17 protein-coding genes are annotated in these 15,839 nt (G+C 69.7%); 7 read left to right on the top strand and 10 right to left on the bottom strand.

Going from position 1 to position 15,839, the window contains the following annotated elements:
* Positions 1-8: 8 nt before the first annotated feature.
* Together AB0J97_RS03995 and AB0J97_RS03990 are read right to left on the bottom strand one after the other, a co-directional pair.
* Entirely contained in the window at positions 9-797 is a 789-nt protein-coding gene (locus tag AB0J97_RS03995; protein ID WP_364084125.1) for a class I SAM-dependent methyltransferase, read from the bottom strand.
* A complete protein-coding gene (locus AB0J97_RS03990; RefSeq protein WP_357702289.1) occupies positions 794-1,603 on the bottom strand; it encodes a sugar phosphate isomerase/epimerase in 810 nt (269 codons plus the stop codon). The genes AB0J97_RS03995 and AB0J97_RS03990 overlap by 4 nt, the downstream gene beginning before the upstream one ends.
* Before the next feature lie 115 nt (positions 1,604-1,718).
* Between AB0J97_RS03990 and AB0J97_RS03985 the strand changes: the two genes are divergently transcribed.
* From AB0J97_RS03985 to disA, 5 genes are all read left to right on the top strand, one after another.
* The gene (locus AB0J97_RS03985) at positions 1,719-2,417 is read left to right on the top strand and encodes a class I SAM-dependent methyltransferase (protein ID WP_364084122.1); all 699 of its coding nucleotides are present in this window, start codon (positions 1,719-1,721) and stop codon (positions 2,415-2,417) included.
* A gap of 66 nt (positions 2,418-2,483) precedes the next feature.
* Positions 2,484-2,858, top strand: coding sequence for a MerR family transcriptional regulator (locus tag AB0J97_RS03980; protein WP_357702285.1), 375 nt, complete (start codon positions 2,484-2,486; stop codon positions 2,856-2,858).
* A complete protein-coding gene (gene trxA, locus AB0J97_RS03975) occupies positions 2,855-3,163 on the top strand; it encodes a thioredoxin (protein WP_357702283.1) in 309 nt (102 codons plus the stop codon). Before AB0J97_RS03980 ends, trxA begins: the two co-directional genes overlap by 4 nt.
* Before the next feature lie 37 nt (positions 3,164-3,200).
* Positions 3,201-4,607 carry a DNA repair protein RadA gene (gene radA / locus AB0J97_RS03970; RefSeq protein ID WP_357702281.1) on the top strand — a complete coding sequence of 469 codons (1,407 nt, stop codon included), beginning with the start codon at positions 3,201-3,203 and terminating at the stop codon, positions 4,605-4,607.
* Between the two features lie 40 nt (positions 4,608-4,647).
* Positions 4,648-5,724, top strand: coding sequence for a DNA integrity scanning diadenylate cyclase DisA (gene disA / locus AB0J97_RS03965; protein WP_357702279.1), 1,077 nt, complete (start codon positions 4,648-4,650; stop codon positions 5,722-5,724).
* A gap of 14 nt (positions 5,725-5,738) precedes the next feature.
* Here the strand turns inward: disA and AB0J97_RS03960 are convergent, their stop codons facing one another.
* Complete coding sequence (locus tag AB0J97_RS03960; protein WP_357702278.1) at positions 5,739-6,410, bottom strand: hypothetical protein; 672 nt, start codon at positions 6,408-6,410, stop codon at positions 5,739-5,741.
* A gap of 78 nt (positions 6,411-6,488) precedes the next feature.
* Here AB0J97_RS03960 and AB0J97_RS03955 point away from each other — a divergent pair, with 78 nt between their 5' ends.
* Positions 6,489-7,364, top strand: a complete 876-nt coding sequence (locus AB0J97_RS03955) for an A/G-specific adenine glycosylase (protein WP_364084116.1) — start codon at positions 6,489-6,491, stop codon at positions 7,362-7,364.
* 17 nt (positions 7,365-7,381) lie between these two features.
* On the opposite strand, the gene AB0J97_RS03950 is transcribed toward AB0J97_RS03955, so the two are convergent.
* Both AB0J97_RS03950 and AB0J97_RS03945 read right to left on the bottom strand, forming a co-directional pair.
* Entirely contained in the window at positions 7,382-7,798 is a 417-nt protein-coding gene (locus AB0J97_RS03950) for a cupin domain-containing protein (protein ID WP_357702275.1), read from the bottom strand.
* A 45-nt stretch (positions 7,799-7,843) separates the two neighbouring features.
* Entirely contained in the window at positions 7,844-8,221 is a 378-nt protein-coding gene (locus AB0J97_RS03945) for a cupin (protein ID WP_364084113.1), read from the bottom strand.
* Between the two features lie 59 nt (positions 8,222-8,280).
* Between AB0J97_RS03945 and AB0J97_RS03940 the strand changes: the two genes are divergently transcribed.
* The gene (locus tag AB0J97_RS03940) at positions 8,281-8,751 is read left to right on the top strand and encodes a MarR family winged helix-turn-helix transcriptional regulator (protein WP_364084110.1); all 471 of its coding nucleotides are present in this window, start codon (positions 8,281-8,283) and stop codon (positions 8,749-8,751) included.
* A gap of 13 nt (positions 8,752-8,764) precedes the next feature.
* Here AB0J97_RS03940 and AB0J97_RS03935 read toward each other — a convergent pair whose 3' ends face one another.
* From AB0J97_RS03935 to AB0J97_RS03915, 5 genes are all read right to left on the bottom strand, one after another.
* Positions 8,765-9,703 carry a TIM barrel protein gene (locus AB0J97_RS03935; protein WP_357702269.1) on the bottom strand — a complete coding sequence of 313 codons (939 nt, stop codon included), beginning with the start codon at positions 9,701-9,703 and terminating at the stop codon, positions 8,765-8,767.
* A 579-nt stretch (positions 9,704-10,282) separates the two neighbouring features.
* Positions 10,283-12,784, bottom strand: a complete 2,502-nt coding sequence (locus AB0J97_RS03930; protein WP_357702267.1) for an ATP-dependent Clp protease ATP-binding subunit — start codon at positions 12,782-12,784, stop codon at positions 10,283-10,285.
* A gap of 1,052 nt (positions 12,785-13,836) precedes the next feature.
* On the bottom strand, positions 13,837-14,169 hold the full coding sequence (locus tag AB0J97_RS03925) for an Lsr2 family protein (protein ID WP_125641669.1): 333 nt from the start codon (positions 14,167-14,169) through the stop codon (positions 13,837-13,839).
* Positions 14,170-14,683: 514 nt separating this feature from the next.
* A complete protein-coding gene (locus tag AB0J97_RS03920; RefSeq protein WP_357702265.1) occupies positions 14,684-15,172 on the bottom strand; it encodes an RDD family protein in 489 nt (162 codons plus the stop codon).
* 105 nt (positions 15,173-15,277) lie between these two features.
* Positions 15,278-15,796 carry an RDD family protein gene (locus tag AB0J97_RS03915; RefSeq protein WP_364084106.1) on the bottom strand — a complete coding sequence of 173 codons (519 nt, stop codon included), beginning with the start codon at positions 15,794-15,796 and terminating at the stop codon, positions 15,278-15,280.
* Between the last annotated feature and the right edge of the window lie 43 nt (positions 15,797-15,839).

Below are 15,839 nucleotides of genomic sequence, written 5' to 3'. Positions count from 1 at the left end.
CCCGCCGGTCACCGGCCCACCGCCAGGTACACCCGCATCGGCACCGACAGCACGCCCTCGGGGAAGACCTTCCCCAGCTCCCCGCGCTGCCGGGCGACCAGCCCGTCGGCCGCCTCCGGCGACAGCGCCGCCATGTACGAGTGGGACCGCAGGTCGAGCAGGAAGTCCTCGATGCCGACCAGCCTCGTCCACGGGATCCAGCGCTCCTCGACCACCTCGAAGGCCGCGGCGATGGGCGGCACCGACCACTCCTCGACCGCCGGCCCCCAGTACGTGGGCACCGCCTCGGCCAGCCGCGCCTCGTAGGCGGCCAGCCAGTCGGCCTGCGCCGCGTGGTGGAGGTTCCAGCAGCCCACGATCGCGCCGCCGGGCCGCAGCACCCGCCTGGCCTCGGCGATCGAGACGACGGGGTCGAGCCAGTGCCATGACTGCGCGTACGTCACCAGGTCGGCCACCCCGCCGGCCAGCGGCAGCGCGTTGCCGTCGGCGATCAGCGCCGTGACGGCCGGCGGCTCGCCGTCGATCCGCGAGACCAGCCGGGCCAGCATCTCCGCGCCCGGGTCGACCGCGATCACCTGCGAGCCGCGGGCCCGCAGCGCGTGTGTCAGGATGCCCGTGCCCGCGCCCACGTCGACCGTGGTGGCGCCGTCGAGCTCGACCCCGGTGATCTCGGTGAGCGCGCGGAACATCTCGTCGGGATAGGTCGGGCGGCCCGCGTCGTAGGCGTCGGCCACGCTGTCGAAGACCCTGGCGAGGTCTCTGGTCGGCCCCACGTTCCTGGTCGGCCCCACGTTCATCGGGACGCCGCCAGGTGCAGCCGGGCGAAGGCCAGCGCCTCGGCCAGGTCGTCGACGCGCTCGGTGCGGCTGGCCGCCTTGCGGGTGTTGATCTCCAGCACCACCAGGCCGCCGTAGCCGGAGGTCGCCAGGCGTTCCAGCATCTGCGCGCACGGCTGGTTGCCCCTGCCGGGGACCAGGTGCTCGTCCTTGTTCGTCACGCCCATGCCGTCGGCCAGGTGGAGGTGGGCCAGCCGGTCGCCGAGCTTGGTGGCCATCTCCATGGCGTCGGAGCCGGACACGGCGGTGTGCGACAGGTCGAGGGTGACCTGCGGGAAGTCGTAGTCGATCGGGTTCCAGTCGGGCGAGTACGGCACCACGTCGTTGCCCCTGGCGCGCAGCGGGAACATGTTCTCGACCGCGAACGTGACCGCGGTCTCGTCACGCATGCGGGCCAGGCCGTTCTCGAAGTCGCGCGCGTAGTCGCGCTGCCAGCGGAAGGGCGGGTGCACCACGACGGTCGAGGCGCCGAGGCGCTCTGCGGCCTTCTGCGCCCTGACCAGCTTGGCCCAGGGGTCCCTGCCCCAGACCCGCTGCGTCACGAGCAGACAGGGCGCGTGGATCGCCAGGACGGGCACCTGATAATGCTCCGACAGCCGCTCGATCACGTCGATGTCCTGGCTCACCGGATCGGCGCCGACCATGATCTCGACACCGTCGTAGCCCAGGCGCGCGGCCAGTTCGAACGCGTCGGGAGTGCGTTCTGGATATACCGAAGCGGTGGACAATGCGATCTTCGCATTGGGCACGCGGATGACATCAGCCACGTTGCCAGCCTAAGCCGGAGAAGCGCCTCTGGCGCGTGAGCCCCACCAGATAGCCCTACCCAACCCCCCATCCCACCCCAAAGACGCTCCCCCACACCCCACTACGGTTGGGACCATGCCACGGATAGCCAGAGGCGCGATCCCGAGCCCGAACATCTGGAACACCCCCCAGGTCTACGAGCTGGAGAACCGCGCCGTCGACCCCCAGGGCGCGGCCGACGCCGCGATGCGCGAGCTGCGCCCCTGGGCCGGCGCGACCGTGCTCGACATCGGCTGCGGCACCGGCTACCACCTGCCCGTCCTGGCCGCCGACGCGGCCGCCGTGATCGGCGTCGAGCCCCACGGCGACCTGGCCGGCCTGGCCCGCCGCCGCTGCGCGAACCTGCCCAACGTCTCGGTGCACGCCGCCACCGCCCAGAACCTCCCGATCCCCGACGCGAGCGTCGACGTGGCCATGGCCCGCTGGGCCTACTTCTTCGGCCCCGGCTGCGAGCCCGGCCTGCGCGAGCTGTCCCGCGTCGTACGCCGCGGCGGCGCGGCCTTCGTCATCGACCTCGACGCCACCCGCGGCTCGTTCGGCCGCTGGTTCTCCCGCACGGTGCCGGCATACTCGGCGCGCGAGGTGGAGGCGTTCTGGGTCCGCCAGGGCTGGCAGCGGCGGCCGCTCGACCTCACGATGTCCTTCGAGCGCCGGGCCGACCTGGAGGCGGTGCTGCGCATCGAGTTCGCCCCCGACGTGGCCGAGCAGGCCGTCGCCGAGACCCCCGGCCTGGAGATCTTCTACCCGAACGTGCTGCGCTGGCGCTACTTCTGAGCTCATGGCCGCACCTTGCCCGGAGGACTTGACGTTGACGTCGGTGTCAACGTTTACCTTGGACGCATGCGCATCGGGGAGCTGGCGGAACGCACCGGGGTGAGCACCCGTTCACTCCGCTACTACGAGCAGCACGGCCTGCTCTCGGCCAGACGCGGCCCCAACGGCTACCGCGAGTACGCCGAGGAGGACGTCAAGCTGGTGTCCGAGATCCGGTCGTTGCTCTCGGTCGGCTTCACGCTGGAGGACACCAGGCCGTTCGTCGACTGCCTGCGCTCGGGCCACAGCTCGGGCGGCTCCTGCTCGGAGTCCGTCGAGGTCTACCAGCGCAAGATCATGCAGATCGACGAGGAGATCCGCGTGCTGCTCGCCCGCCGCGCCGAGGTCGCCGCCCAGCTCGCCCAGTCGTGCCCGGGCTGTTTCGTAAGGGGAGACAAATGATCACGTTGACCACCGACAACTTCGAGGAGCAGGTGCTCAAGAGCGACCAGCCGGTGCTGGTCGACTTCTGGGCCGAGTGGTGCCCGCCGTGCCGCATGGTGGCCCCCGTCCTGGACGAGATCGAGGCCGAGCACGGCCTGGCCATCGGCAAGCTCAACACCGACGAGAACCCCGAGATCATGTCCCGCTACGGCGTCATGGGCCTGCCCACGCTGCTGCTGTTCGAGAACGGCGAGCCCGTCAGGCAGATCGTCGGCGCCCGTCCCAAGCGCCTGCTGGTGCAGGAACTGGGCCTGTCGCGGTAGTCGAGGATTGTCGGCACGGGCCGCTAGCCTGCTCGACATGGCCAAGACAGCGCAGAAGCCCGGTTACCGCTGTGCCGAGTGCGGCTGGCGCACGAGCAAGTGGGTCGGCAGGTGCGGCGAGTGCCAGGCGTGGGGCACTGTCGACGAGGAGGGCGCGCGCGCCGGGGTCAGCGTCGTCCAGGGCGGCGCGACCACCGGGCCCGCGCTGCCCATCGGCCAGGTCAAGGCCGAGGTGGCCACGGCCCGCACGACCGGGGTGAGCGAGCTCGACCGGGTGCTCGGCGGCGGCCTGGTGCCCGGCGCGGTGGTGCTGCTGGCCGGCGAGCCCGGCATCGGCAAGTCCACGCTCCTGCTGGAGGCCGCGGCCCGCATCGCCGAGCGCACCACCGTCCTCTACGTGACAGGCGAGGAGTCGGCGGCCCAGGTCCGTCTGCGGGCCGACCGCATCGGCGCCATCCAGGACAATCTCTACCTCGCCGCCGAGACCGAGCTGTCGGCGCTGATCACCCACATCGACAAGGTCGAGCCGAGGCTGCTGGTGGTCGACTCGGTCCAGACGATCGGTTCGGCCCAGGCCACGGGCGTGCCCGGCGGCGTGACCCAGGTGCGCGAGGTGGCCGCCAACCTGGTGCGCCTGGCCAAGGAGCGCAACCTCGCCACGGTCCTCGTCGGCCACGTCACCAAAGAGGGCTCGATCGCCGGCCCCCGCACCCTTGAGCACCTGGTCGACGTCGTGCTCAGCTTCGAGGGCGACCGCCACTCCAGGCTGCGCATGGTCCGCGCGATCAAGAACAGGTTCGGCCCCACCGACGAGATCGGCTGCTTCGACCTGCACGAGCGCGGCATCGAGGGCATCACCGACCCCAGCGGGCTGTTCGTCTCGCGACGCACCGAGCCGGTCGCCGGCACCTGCGTCACCGTCACCGTCGAGGGCACCCGCCCGCTGCCCGCCGAGGTGCAGGCGCTCGTGGCCCGCACCGAGGCCCAGCAGCCGCGGCGATCGTCCTCCGGGCTCGACACCTACCGCGTGCAGATGATCCTCGCCGTGCTGGAGCGCCGGCTCAACGCCCGGCTCGGCGGCTGCGACGTGTTCACCGCCACCGTGGGCGGCATCAAGCTGGCCGATCCCGCCGTCGACCTGGCAGTGATGCTCGCCGTCGCGAGCGCCGCGGGCGACAAGCCGCTGCCGGCCGGGCTGGTGGCGCTCGGCGAGGTGGGCCTGGCGGGCGAGCTGCGCCCGGTCAAAGACGTGCGCAGGCGGCTGACGGAGGCGGCCAGGCTGGGGTTCAAGCGGGCGCTCGTCCCCGCCGGATCCCTCGAAACGGGCACCGGGAAACGCAACGGACAGCGGGCTCTGGTGCCTGTGGGGCCCGTCGCGTTCGCCCCCGGGTTCGAGGTCGTCCAGGCCGAGAACGTCTGGGACGCACTCACGCACGTCACATAGCACGGCTAAGCTGGGCGTGACCAATCGACACGGGGGTCAGGTGGACAGGAGTCTTGACGACCGCCGTCGCGACGCTTTGGCCGCTGTGGCGCCGGGCACTCCGCTGCGCGACGGCCTTGAGCGCATCCTGCGCGGGCAGACCGGCGGGCTGATCGTGCTCGGCCACAACCGGACCGTCGAAGAGGTCTGCAGCGGCGGCTTCGAGCTCGACGTCGAGTTCTCGGCCACCCGCCTGCGCGAGCTGGCCAAGATGGACGGCGCGATCGTGGTGAGCAACGACCAGAAGATCGTGCGCGCGGCCGTGCACCTCGTCCCCGACCCCGCGATCCCCACCGACGAGTCGGGCACCCGCCATCGCACCGCCCAGCGCGTGGCCAGGCAGACGGGCCTGCCCATCATCGCGATCAGCAAGTCCATGCGGATCATCGCCCTCTACCTCGACGGCATCCGCTACGTGCTGGAGGAGTCGGCGGCCATCCTGTCCAAGGCCAACCAGGCCCTGGCCACCCTTGAGCGCTACAAGCACCGGCTCGACGAGGTCTCCGGCACCCTGTCGGCGCTGGAGATCGAAGACCTGGTCACCGTGCGCGACGTGTCGGCGGTGGCCCAGCGTCTGGAGATGGTCCGGCGCATCTCCGACGAGATCAAGGGCTACGTGGTCGAGCTCGGCACCGACGGGCGGCTGCTGTCGCTGCAGCTCGACGAGCTGGTGGCGGGCGTCGACTCCGAACGCGAGCTGGTCGTGCGCGACTACCTGCCGGCCCCCGCGAGCCGCCGCCAGAAGCGCCTGACCGAGGCCCTCCACGACCTCGACCACCTGTCGGGCGGCGAGCTGCTCGACCTCTCGGCCGTGGCGCACGTGCTGGGCCACGGCGGGGCCGAGCGGCTCGACAGCCCGGTGAGCCCGCGCGGCTTCCGGCTGCTGGCCAAGGTGCCCCGGCTGCCCGCCACGGTGGTCGACCGCCTGGTCAACCACTTCGGCGGCCTGCAGAAGCTGCTGGCTGCCAGCATCGACGACCTGCAGGAGGTGGGCGGCGTCGGGGAGTCGCGCGCCCGCAGCGTCCGCGAGGGCCTGTCGCGCCTCGCGGAGTCCTCGATCCTCGAACGTTACGTCTGAGCGGGCCGCCCCGGTCAGCGCAGGTGGAAGACGCCCTTGCCGCTGCGCAGCGCGCCCATGCGGGCGGTGGCCACGTACGTGCCGGGCAGGGCGGCGGCCGGGGTCGAGCGGCAGTCGGTGCTCGACCGGCGCCGGTCCCACTCCAGGGTCCGCACGTACGGAACCCCGCGCTGCAACTCCCTGACCTCGGTGCCCAGCCCGCTGACGCAGTCGGCGGTGGACCAGATGCGGTCGGCGCCCGAGGTGATGCGGATCTCCATGGCCCGCGGCCCGACGTCGGCCGTGCACATCACCGGCCCGGTGTTGACCAGCGTGACGATGAAGGTCGGCCGCGTCGCGCCCGTGTAGATCGGCTCCTTGCCGCCCTGGAGGCTCAGCACCAGGCTGTCCTGCGGGCACGGCTCCCCCGGCCGTCTGGGTTTGACGGCCGGGCTCTCCTTGGGCGCCGGGGTGGGCGAGGGGCTGGCCGTCCCCATGGCGAGCGTGCGCAGGCCGGCCAGCAGCGGATCGGTGGCGGGCGTGGCGCTCGGTGAGCTCTGCGCGTTGGACGGTCGTTCCGGCCCGGAGCCCCCGCTGGAGCACGCCCACGCCACCACGGCCACCACGACGAGAACGGCCACCAGCACGCTCATGCGACGCCGCCAGTAGACGTCACCGCCGTCGCCACCCATCGAATCCGGATCCATAGGCACAGCATGGTAATTGATCGGCTACCAACAGTGACGACACGCCGAACGACTCCGTCTCCGAATACGCTTGACCCCGTGGTTGAGCCGAACCTCCTGCACGCCCCCGTTCTGGAGTGGTACGAGGACAACGCCCGAGACCTCCCCTGGCGCGCCGACGACGCGACCCCGTGGGGGGTGCTGGTCAGCGAGATCATGCTCCAGCAGACCCCGGTCGTCCGCGTCCTGCCGGTGTGGCTGGAGTGGATGGCCCGCTGGCCCACGCCCAAGTCGCTGGCCGCCGAGCCGCCGGGCGAGGCCGTACGGCATTGGGGCAGGCTCGGTTATCCGCGCCGGGCGCTGCGGCTGCACGCCTGCGCCCGTGCCATCGCCGACGAGCACGGCGGTGAGGTGCCCGACGACCACGCGACCCTGCTGGCGCTGCCGGGCATCGGTGAGTACACCGCCGCCGCGGTCGCCAGCTTCGCGTACGGCGGCCGGCACGCCGTCCTGGACACCAATGTGCGCCGGGTGTTCGCGCGGGCCGTACGCGCCGAGGAGTACCCTCCCACGGCCACCTCCGCGGCCGAGCGGCGGCTGGCCGAGTCGCTGCTGCCCGAGCTGGGCGCGGCCCGCTGGGGCGTGGCCGTGATGGAGCTGGGCGCGCTGGTCTGCACGGCCCGCGCGCCGCGCTGCGCCGACTGCCCGATCGCCGACCTGTGCGCGTGGCGGCTGGCCGGCAAACCGCCGCACACCGGCCCCGCCCGCAAGGGCCAGACGTACGCCGGCACCGACCGCCAGTGCCGCGGCCGCCTGCTCGCGGTGCTCCGCGCGGCCCACGGCCCGGTGCCGAAGACGGCCCTCGACGTGGTGTGGGACGACGCGGTCCAGCGCGAACGCGCCCTCGACGGCCTGGTCACCGACGGCCTGGCCGAGGTGCTCGACGACGGCACGTACCGCCTGCCGCACTCCTGAGCCGGCCGGGCCGCCCGCTAGGCCATCCACGGGGGCACGGTGCGGTCCGTGCCCTTCGGGGCCAGGTCGCAGGCGTCGGGCGCGGACTCGCCGCCGGGGTTGTAGACCTCGACCCCCGCGGGCGCGACGACGATCGAGACGAACCCGCGCCCGGGGGCGGCGAACATCCGCCGGCTCACGTCGGCGGGCAGGACCATGGTGTCGCCCGGCCCCACCTCGAACCGCTCGCCGCCCAGCTCGACGACCGCGCCGCCCTCCAGCCAGGTCCACACCTGCTCGCCGGCGGCGGCGTGCACCGGGCCCTCCATGCCGGGGTTGGCGTCCACGCGCCACATGGCCACCCCCGCCCGCCCCTGGGTGGGCGAGGCGAGCGTGGTCATCAGGGCGTTGGGCGTACGGACTTCACGGGCGTCGGCGGACATGACGACTGGCATCGTACGAACTCCTTTGGTTCTCGGCTGGAACGTTCCTGATGGCGATCACGCGATCCACGGCGGAGTGCCGACGTCGGTGCCGTCGGGCATGATGGCCCTGGCCCCGGCCGCGGCGGTGACGACGGCCGTGTAGCCGGCGTCCGCGTCGGCCAGCACCCTGCGCAGCACGCGGGCCGGCATGACCACGGTGTCGCCCGCGGACACCACGAACCGCTCGTCGCCCAGCTCGACGGTGGCTCCGCCGGAGAGCCAGCTCCACACCTGCTCGGTGTCGATGTCGTGCTGGGGCCCTGCGACGCCCGGCTTGGCGTCGACCCGCCAGAGCGAGCACGAGGCCCCGCCCTGCGTCGGCGAGGCGAAGGTGGTCATGACCCCGCCCGGCGTCTCGGAGCGCCGGGAATCCGCGTCACGAATGACAGACACGATGCAACCCCCTAAGATAGGTAACTACGTTGTCTATATAGTTAACCAGGTTGTCTATCGTGTCAAGCGACACCCCGGGCTTCGAACTGCCTCTGCGGCTTCTGCTCGCCTTCCGCACGCTCATCGACGAGCTGCACGCCGAACTGGCCCGCCAGGGCCATCCGGACATGCGCCCGAACCACGGATTCGTCATGCAGGCGATCGGCCCACGCGGCACGACCGCCGTCGACCTGGGCCGCACCCTGGGCGTCTCCAAGCAGGCCGCGGGCAAGACGATCGAGGCCCTGGAACGCGTCGGCTACGTCGAGCGCTCCAGAGACGACGCCGACACCCGGCGCAAGATCGTGCGCCTCACGCCCCGCGGCGTCGACGCGCTCGACCGTTCAGCGCGGATCTTCGACGACCTGCGCGCCCGTTGGGCCGCGGAGCTGGGCGAGGACCGCCTGCGGGCCCTGGAGTCGGACCTGCGCAGGATGACGCCGGCGAACGTGTGGCGCCTGGACACGCCAGGCTGGTTCGCCGGCCTCTGAGGGGATCAGGGGGTCAGGCGGCCAGTTGCAGGCCGAGGCTGGTCAGGTTCGTACGGGCCCAGGCCAGCTCCTCGGCCAGCAGCGACACCAGCGCGCCCGGCCCCTTCGCGCGCCCCGGCACGAACAGGTTGTGCGTCTCGACCTCGATGTGCGCGCTCCCGCTGACCGCGCCCGACAACATCGCCGTCAGCGTGTCGTGCAGCACCGCGCCGGTGCTCGGCGTCTCGCCCGTGTGGTTGTGCACGTGCCCCAGCTTGACGACGGGCGCGCCGGCCTCCGCCAGGCCCTTCAGTGCCGCGCCGGGCTCCTCGGCCCCGCAGGCGAGGTGACAGGCGTCCAGGCACACGCCCAGGTGCTCGGAGTCGATGCCGCCCACCCGCTCCAGCGCCTGCTCGGTCGTCTCCAGGACGCAGCCCGGCCACGGCTCGAACCCGACCCTGATGGTCTTGCCGGTCACGCTGTAGATGCCGCGCAGCTCGCGGGCCAGCCGCTCCAGGCGGCGGGTGGCGATGGCGTGCAGGTCGGCGGGCCAGTCGCGGCGCCAGCCGATCGGGATCGTCGAGATGCTGCCGAACCGTACGTCGTCGGGCAGCAGGAACGCCAGGATCTTGGCCAGCGCCATGGTGTAGCGGTAGCGCTCGGGCTTGGCCCAGTCGGGGCCGGGGACCTCCTGGTTGCGGCCGCCGGTGCCGTTCAGGCTGACGACCTCCAGGCCGCGCTCCTCCAGGGAGCGGCGCAGCCGTACGAGCTCGATACGGTCGGCCGTGAGGTGATCGGCGACGCCGGGCGACAGCCACAGCCCGATGCCCATCCGCTCCACGCCCAGCCTCTTGCGCACCGGCACCGCGTAGCGGGTCAGGTGGGCGATCAGGTTCTCCAGGTCCTCGGCAGGATGGATACCTGCGTTGTAGGCGAGGTGAACGAGCGTTCCGTCGTTGTGACGCAGGCGCATCGGTTCCTCCACGGCTTGCTTGAGTGTTCCCGTCGCCCGCCTCAGACGCGCGAACCCTGTGAGCATGCCTGCTTCCGGGTGGCGCACGCGTCCGCCCTGAGTTGATTCCCTACTACTCCCCAGGGAGCAGCCCTGACTCTAGGAACACGCTCTTGCGGATCACTTGGATGAGACTTGGCGATGCTCTACGGAGTGTAGTACTACTAGCGGTGGCGATGTACCCAACCACCCAACAATTACGCAACAACCCCGTCTCACAGCTTCGAACGCCCCCGCCACCATGCAGGAAGTGCCGCCCACCATGGGGGAGCCGAGATGGGACGCGCGGCGGCACTCAACGATCACGAGCGGACGCACCCCAGAGCCACGCCGAAAGCAGGGGGCCCTGAAACCGGGATATGCGCGGCGTATTGTTGGCCGGCCCTGTGCGGCGCCCGGGCTTGCTCGGCCCCGCCGCGAAGAACCGGCGTCCGGAAAGAAGCAGCCTCCGGGAAACACACGGTGCTGCGGACGGTCGGGCCCGGACATGCGAAAACCCCCGCCGGGGCGGGGGTTTTCGGTGGTGCGTCGGTGCGTCGGTCAGTGCTGGATCGGCGCGGCGATCGCCGCCGCCGAGTCCGGGACCTCCGTGGTGGACTCGCCCTTGAAGACGAACTTGGCGTTGTCGCCCTCGCCCTCGATCGTCACCTTCACGACCTGCCCCGGACGGAGCTCGCCGTAGAGGATCTTCTCGGACAGGGAGTCCTCCAGCTCGCGCTGGATCGTACGGCGCAGCGGCCGCGCGCCCATGACCGGGTCGTAACCGCGGTCGGCCAGCAGCTGCTTGGCCTCGGGCGAGACGTCGAGCCCCATGTCGCGGTCCTTCAGCCTGGCGTCCACCTGGGCGAGCATCAGATCGACGATCTTGATGATCTCGTTCGGCGTCAGCTGGTGGAAGACCACGATGTCGTCGACACGGTTGAGGAACTCGGGCCGGAAGTGCTGCTTGAGCTCCTCCTGGACCTTCGCCTTCATCCGCTCGTAGTTGGACTCGGTGTCGTTGGACTTCGCGAACCCGACCCCGATGCCCTTGGAGATGTCACGGGTGCCGAGGTTGGTGGTCATGATGATGACCGTGTTCTTGAAGTCGACCACGCGGCCCTGGGCGTCGGTCAGGCGACCGTCTTCCAGGATCTGTAGCAGCGAGTTGAAGATGTCGGGGTGGGCCTTCTCGATCTCGTCGAACAGGACCACGGAGAACGGCTTGCGCCGCACCTTCTCGGTGAGCTGGCCGCCCTCCTCGTAGCCGACGTAGCCGGGAGGCGAGCCGAACAGCCTTGAGACGGTGTGCTTCTCCATGAACTCCGACATGTCCAGGCTGATCAGAGCGTCTTCGTCGCCGAAGAGGAACTCCGCCAGAGCCTTGGACAGCTCGGTCTTACCGACACCGGACGGGCCCGCGAAGATGAACGAGCCACCGGGACGGCGCGGGTCCTTCAGACCGGCGCGGGTACGCCGGATGGACCGCGACAGACCCTTGATGGCGTCGTCCTGGCCGATGATCCGCTTGTGGAGCTCGTCCTCCATGCGGAGCAGGCGCTGGGACTCCTCCTCGGTCAGCTTGAAGACCGGGATGCCGGTGGCGGTGGCCAGGACCTCGGCGATGAGCTCCTGGGTGACCTCGGCCACGACGTCCATGTCGCCGGCCTTCCACTCCTTCTCCCGGCGCTCGCGCTTGAGCTGGAGCTGCTTCTCCTGGTCGCGGAGCGCAGCGGCCTTCTCGAAGTCCTGCGCGTCGATCGCGGACTCCTTGTCGCGACGGACGTTGGCGATCTTCTCGTCGTACTCGCGCAGGTCCGGCGGAGCGGTCATCCGGCGGATGCGCATCCGGGAACCGGCCTCGTCGATGAGGTCGATCGCCTTGTCGGGCAGGTAGCGGTCGCTGATGTAGCGGTCGGCCAGCTGCGCGGCGGCCACCAGGGCGTCGTCGGTGATGGACACGCGGTGGTGGGCCTCGTAGCGGTCGCGCAGGCCCTTGAGGATCTCGATCGTGTGGCTGAGAGAGGGCTCGGCCACCTGGATCGGCTGGAAGCGGCGCTCCAGCGCGGCGTCCTTCTCAAGGTACTTGCGGTACTCGTCGAGGGTGGTGGCGCCGATCGTCTGCAGCTCGCCACGGGCCAGCATCGGCTTGAGGATGCTGGCGGCGTCGATCGCGCCCTCGGCGGCGCCCGCGCCGACGAGCGTGTGCAGCTCGTCGATGAACAGGATGATGTCGCCGCGCGTGCGGATCTCCTTGAGGACCTTCTTCAGGCGCTCCTCGAAGTCACCGCGGTAGCGGGAGCCGGCGACCAGGGCGCCGAGGTCAAGCGTGTAGAGCTGCTTGTCCTTCAGCGTCTCGGGCACCTCGCCCCTGACGATCTTCTGCGACAGGCCCTCGACGACGGCGGTCTTGCCGACGCCGGGCTCGCCGATCAGCACCGGGTTGTTCTTGGTCCTCCGGGAGAGGACCTGCATGACCCGCTCGATCTCCTTCTCACGGCCGATGACCGGGTCGAGCTTGCCCTCGCGGGCCGCCTGGGTCAGATTACGGCCGAACTGGTCGAGCACCAGGGACGTGGACGGCGCCGACTCCTGGGGACCACCCGCGGCGGCCGGCTCCTTGCCCTGGTAACCGTGGAGCAACTGGATGACCTGCTGCCGGACACGGTTGAGATCAGCTCCAAGCTTGACCAGCACCTGGGCGGCCACACCCTCACCCTCGCGGATGAGCCCGAGCAGGATGTGCTCGGTGCCGATGTAGTTGTGGCCCAGCTGCAAGGCCTCACGGAGCGACAGCTCGAGGACCTTCTTGGCCCGCGGGGTGAACGGAATGTGCCCCGACGGAGCCGACTGGCCCTGGCCGATGATCTCCTCGACCTGCTGACGCACACCCTCAAGGCTGATGCCGAGGCTCTCCAGAGCCTTGGCGGCTACGCCCTCACCTTCATGGATCAAACCAAGAAGAATGTGCTCAGTGCCGATGTAGTTGTGGTTGAGCATCCTGGCCTCTTCTTGGGCCAAGACGACAACACGCCTCGCTCGGTCGGTGAACCTCTCGAACATCTCGTCGCTCCTCACAGAGCGGTCAGTCAGGCCGGTAAATCCGGTCCCGTCATCCCGCATGCTAGCCCTGGCTCGGCGAACCGTGCCCACTGCCGCTGACACGCTCTATAGCAGAGACGTTCCCCGAGAGCAGGGCGTTCACCCTCTATCCAACTACTGTTCGGGGGTGACGTGTTCCCGATACGCCGCAAGCGAACGATGTTTAGGCGCTTCCCGGAAGCGCCTGGAATTCGACGCCCGCGGCCCAGGGCGGACCAACACGGATCGGCCATCGGACGCTGGGCGAAGCCGGCCTTGGGGTGCCCGTCCGCCCACGCATCTCGGATGCCCGCGCCCGTATCTGTTACGTAATCATCGTATGTCCTGCACCAAACCGAGTCCAAGCGCGGACGCTACGCCCTGAGCACAACGCGGCACGGAACGCACGCCACGCGTAATCCCCATCGGGTCAGCCGGGTTACCGGTCCGCCGTCGCCGTGGGGCTCCCGCGACGGGACAATGTGCGGCACAAGGGAGAGGACGCCGGTTTTCCATCGCGTCCCACCAGTCGCACGGCCACGTTTTGCGGCCGTCCGCGACGCCGCCCCCGAGAAGCCCGAGAACCCCGCAGAAGACCGTAAGAAGCCGGTGCGCAAGAGGGCGGACTCAGGACGCGCCAGAAGGGCCCACCAGAAGGGCGCGGTCCGGTTTGTGTGGCGGAGCGTCACCGCTTTGCGCGTACGCCGCAGGAGCCGGGAACGGGAACATTGCGGCGGGTGACGGCATTGGCCCGTTCCCGGCGCGGGAGGCGGCGAAGAAGCGGGCCCGCCGGGGCGCCCGGGAATTGGCACGGACGCCGCCGCAAAGCCCGGCGCGTTCCACTCCCCCACAAGACGCCTTCCACGGCGTCCCAGGAGAGCAATACGCCCACATTTGGGCGAATCAGAAGATCAACAAGTGGCCGGGAAGATTCGCGAACTCCCCACAAAAACGATCATGCGCTTATGGCGCTCGCCGGGGTCCTAGGCGAACGGCATAAGCGCATGGTCAGGAGATGGCTCTCTCGACGAGGCTCAGTGAGCCGCTTCGTACTTCTCCACGACGGTGGAGGCGATGCGGCCGCGCTCGCTGACCGGCAGACCGTGAGCCTTGGCCCACTGCCGGATCTCCGAGCTCTTCTCGCGGCTCATCGCACGGTTGCCGCCGCGACCACGGCGGCGGGCGGACACGGCTCCTGCCCTGCGGGCGTGCTGCACGAAAGGCGTGAGTGCGTCCCTCAGCTTCTTGGCGTTAACGTCGCTGAGGTCAATCTCATAGGAGGAGCCGTCAATAGCGAAGCTGACCGTCTCATTGGCCTCGCCCCCATCGAGGTCATCGATGAGAATCTCCTGGATCTGCTTGGCCATCTACGCAATCCTTTCCCGGAGCATTGTTTCATTCGCTCGCCCAAACATATACCCGGAAAGGCGCGGAGACAATTCAGCGCCACGTGGATTCGCTGACTGGCAGATCAGTTCTGGTTCTCGGCCTGATCCTGGTGGTTTGACCGGCGCCCGGCGACCTCGGAGCGCAGCAACTTCACCGCGCCAAAGATGAAGGCGCCGCCTACCACGACCGGGGGGATGAGCGCTGACAATACGTCTGTTACGGCTTCCATTCGTCCTCGCCTCCAGGGCTAGCGGGGTTTCGGGGGCGCTAAATACGCATCCCGGCGCGACCTGCGGAGCACGCCGGACGCTCATGACGCCTAGGTGACAACTCACCCGGAACCGACCATAGCCACACACAGTCGCCCTCAGGGAGCAGGGGCACCAACATCCGGCAACCCGGACGCCCCATAGCCTAATGCCAGTCTCTCCAGGCTCCTTACCGGATCAAGGGAAAATTTTGCGAAAAGGCATCTTCCCAGGTGCGGATGCCTCAACGAAGATCTTTTACCACCCGCGTTCCGGCCAGCCTGTCATGCGGCCCGCGCTCCAACGGCTTGTCGATCAGGATGAGCAGGCCGACGCCGAACAGCAGCATTCCGGCCAGCAGATTGACCACCGGAATGCCCATCAGCATGACAGGCCCGGGATAGATCAGCGCTCGTTTCAGCAGGGCCCGGCGCGGCAGGGCGTCCGGCGCCAGGCGAATCTTCATGATCGCCTGGCCGAAGGTCCGCCGGCGCAGGCAATGGGCCCGCCAGTCATAGGCCGTATAACACAGGCCGGCCAGGAACCACGCGAAGATCCCCGGGAGCCGCCCGTCGAACGCCTCCAACATCCCGACAGTTCGGAAGATGCCCCACAGCGCGATGAACAGAATGTAATAGAAGACCCCGAAGACCAGCGCCTCAATGAAGCGGGCGGCGAGGCGTTCCCACCATTCCGCGGGCACGGTGCCCGCCCACGACGGTGTCCCGGCCATATCCCACCTCACGGGGTCGGCGGTCGTCCCCCCATTTTGGTACGCCCCGCACACACAAAACAGAGGCCGGCGGGAAGCCGGCCCCTGTTTTACGCTGACGCGGGATTACTTGATCTTCACGACCACCGTGCCCGCGAACTTGTCCGCGAACGTCTGCTGCAGCGGCTTGTCCCACAGCTGCGAGGCGCCGTTGACCGCGACGCACACCCAGCCGATCAGCGCACCCAGGATCGGGATGATGCTCAGGATGTAGCCACCCCAGGTGACGCCGGCACGCTTGATCGCCATGTCGGACGCGAGCCCGCCCGGAGCCAGCGCCTGGCCCACCGGGACGACCTTGATCCCCATGACCAGCTTGCCGACCGTCTGGCCGTTCGACTTCGTCATGAAGAACTCGTAGACCACCCAGATGGCGGTCGTGACGATCGTCGACAGGATGGCGATGACGAAGGCCGACATGAAGCCGGACGTCGAGCCGGTCGCCGAGTCGTAACCGATCGCGAACAGGCCGAAGATCAGGCCGATCACGAAGTTCACGATCCCGAGGATGACGCCGTCGATGATCCTCGCGACCAGACGCTGCCACCACTCCGCCAGAGGGGCCGGAGCGCCCGGGGGCTGCACGCCGACGGGCTGACCGTAGGGCTGGCCGTAGCCGGGCTGACCG

The sequence above is a fragment of the Nonomuraea sp. NPDC049607 genome, assembly GCF_040675375.1.
Taxonomy (GTDB): domain Bacteria; phylum Actinomycetota; class Actinomycetes; order Streptosporangiales; family Streptosporangiaceae; genus Nonomuraea.
Note: the sequence above shows the minus strand (reverse complement) of the source record. Positions and strands in the feature narration are given on the sequence as shown.

Bases quoted from the DNA above. Each gene is read 5' to 3' on its own strand.
- AB0J97_RS03995 (WP_364084125.1), bottom strand. From the start codon at position 797: ATGAACGTGGGGCCGACCAGGAACGTGGGGCCGACCAGAGACCTCGCC.
- AB0J97_RS03985 (WP_364084122.1), top strand. From the start codon at position 1,719: ATGCCACGGATAGCCAGAGGCGCGATCCCGAGCCCGAACATCTGGAAC.
- AB0J97_RS03980 (WP_357702285.1), top strand. From the start codon at position 2,484: ATGCGCATCGGGGAGCTGGCGGAACGCACCGGGGTGAGCACCCGTTCA.
- trxA (WP_357702283.1), top strand. From the start codon at position 2,855: ATGATCACGTTGACCACCGACAACTTCGAGGAGCAGGTGCTCAAGAGC.
- radA (WP_357702281.1), top strand. From the start codon at position 3,201: ATGGCCAAGACAGCGCAGAAGCCCGGTTACCGCTGTGCCGAGTGCGGC.
- AB0J97_RS03960 (WP_357702278.1), bottom strand. From the start codon at position 6,410: ATGGATCCGGATTCGATGGGTGGCGACGGCGGTGACGTCTACTGGCGG.
- AB0J97_RS03950 (WP_357702275.1), bottom strand. From the start codon at position 7,798: ATGCCAGTCGTCATGTCCGCCGACGCCCGTGAAGTCCGTACGCCCAAC.
- AB0J97_RS03935 (WP_357702269.1), bottom strand. From the start codon at position 9,703: ATGCGCCTGCGTCACAACGACGGAACGCTCGTTCACCTCGCCTACAAC.
- AB0J97_RS03930 (WP_357702267.1), bottom strand. From the start codon at position 12,784: ATGTTCGAGAGGTTCACCGACCGAGCGAGGCGTGTTGTCGTCTTGGCC.
- AB0J97_RS03925 (WP_125641669.1), bottom strand. From the start codon at position 14,169: ATGGCCAAGCAGATCCAGGAGATTCTCATCGATGACCTCGATGGGGGC.
- AB0J97_RS03920 (WP_357702265.1), bottom strand. From the start codon at position 15,172: ATGGCCGGGACACCGTCGTGGGCGGGCACCGTGCCCGCGGAATGGTGG.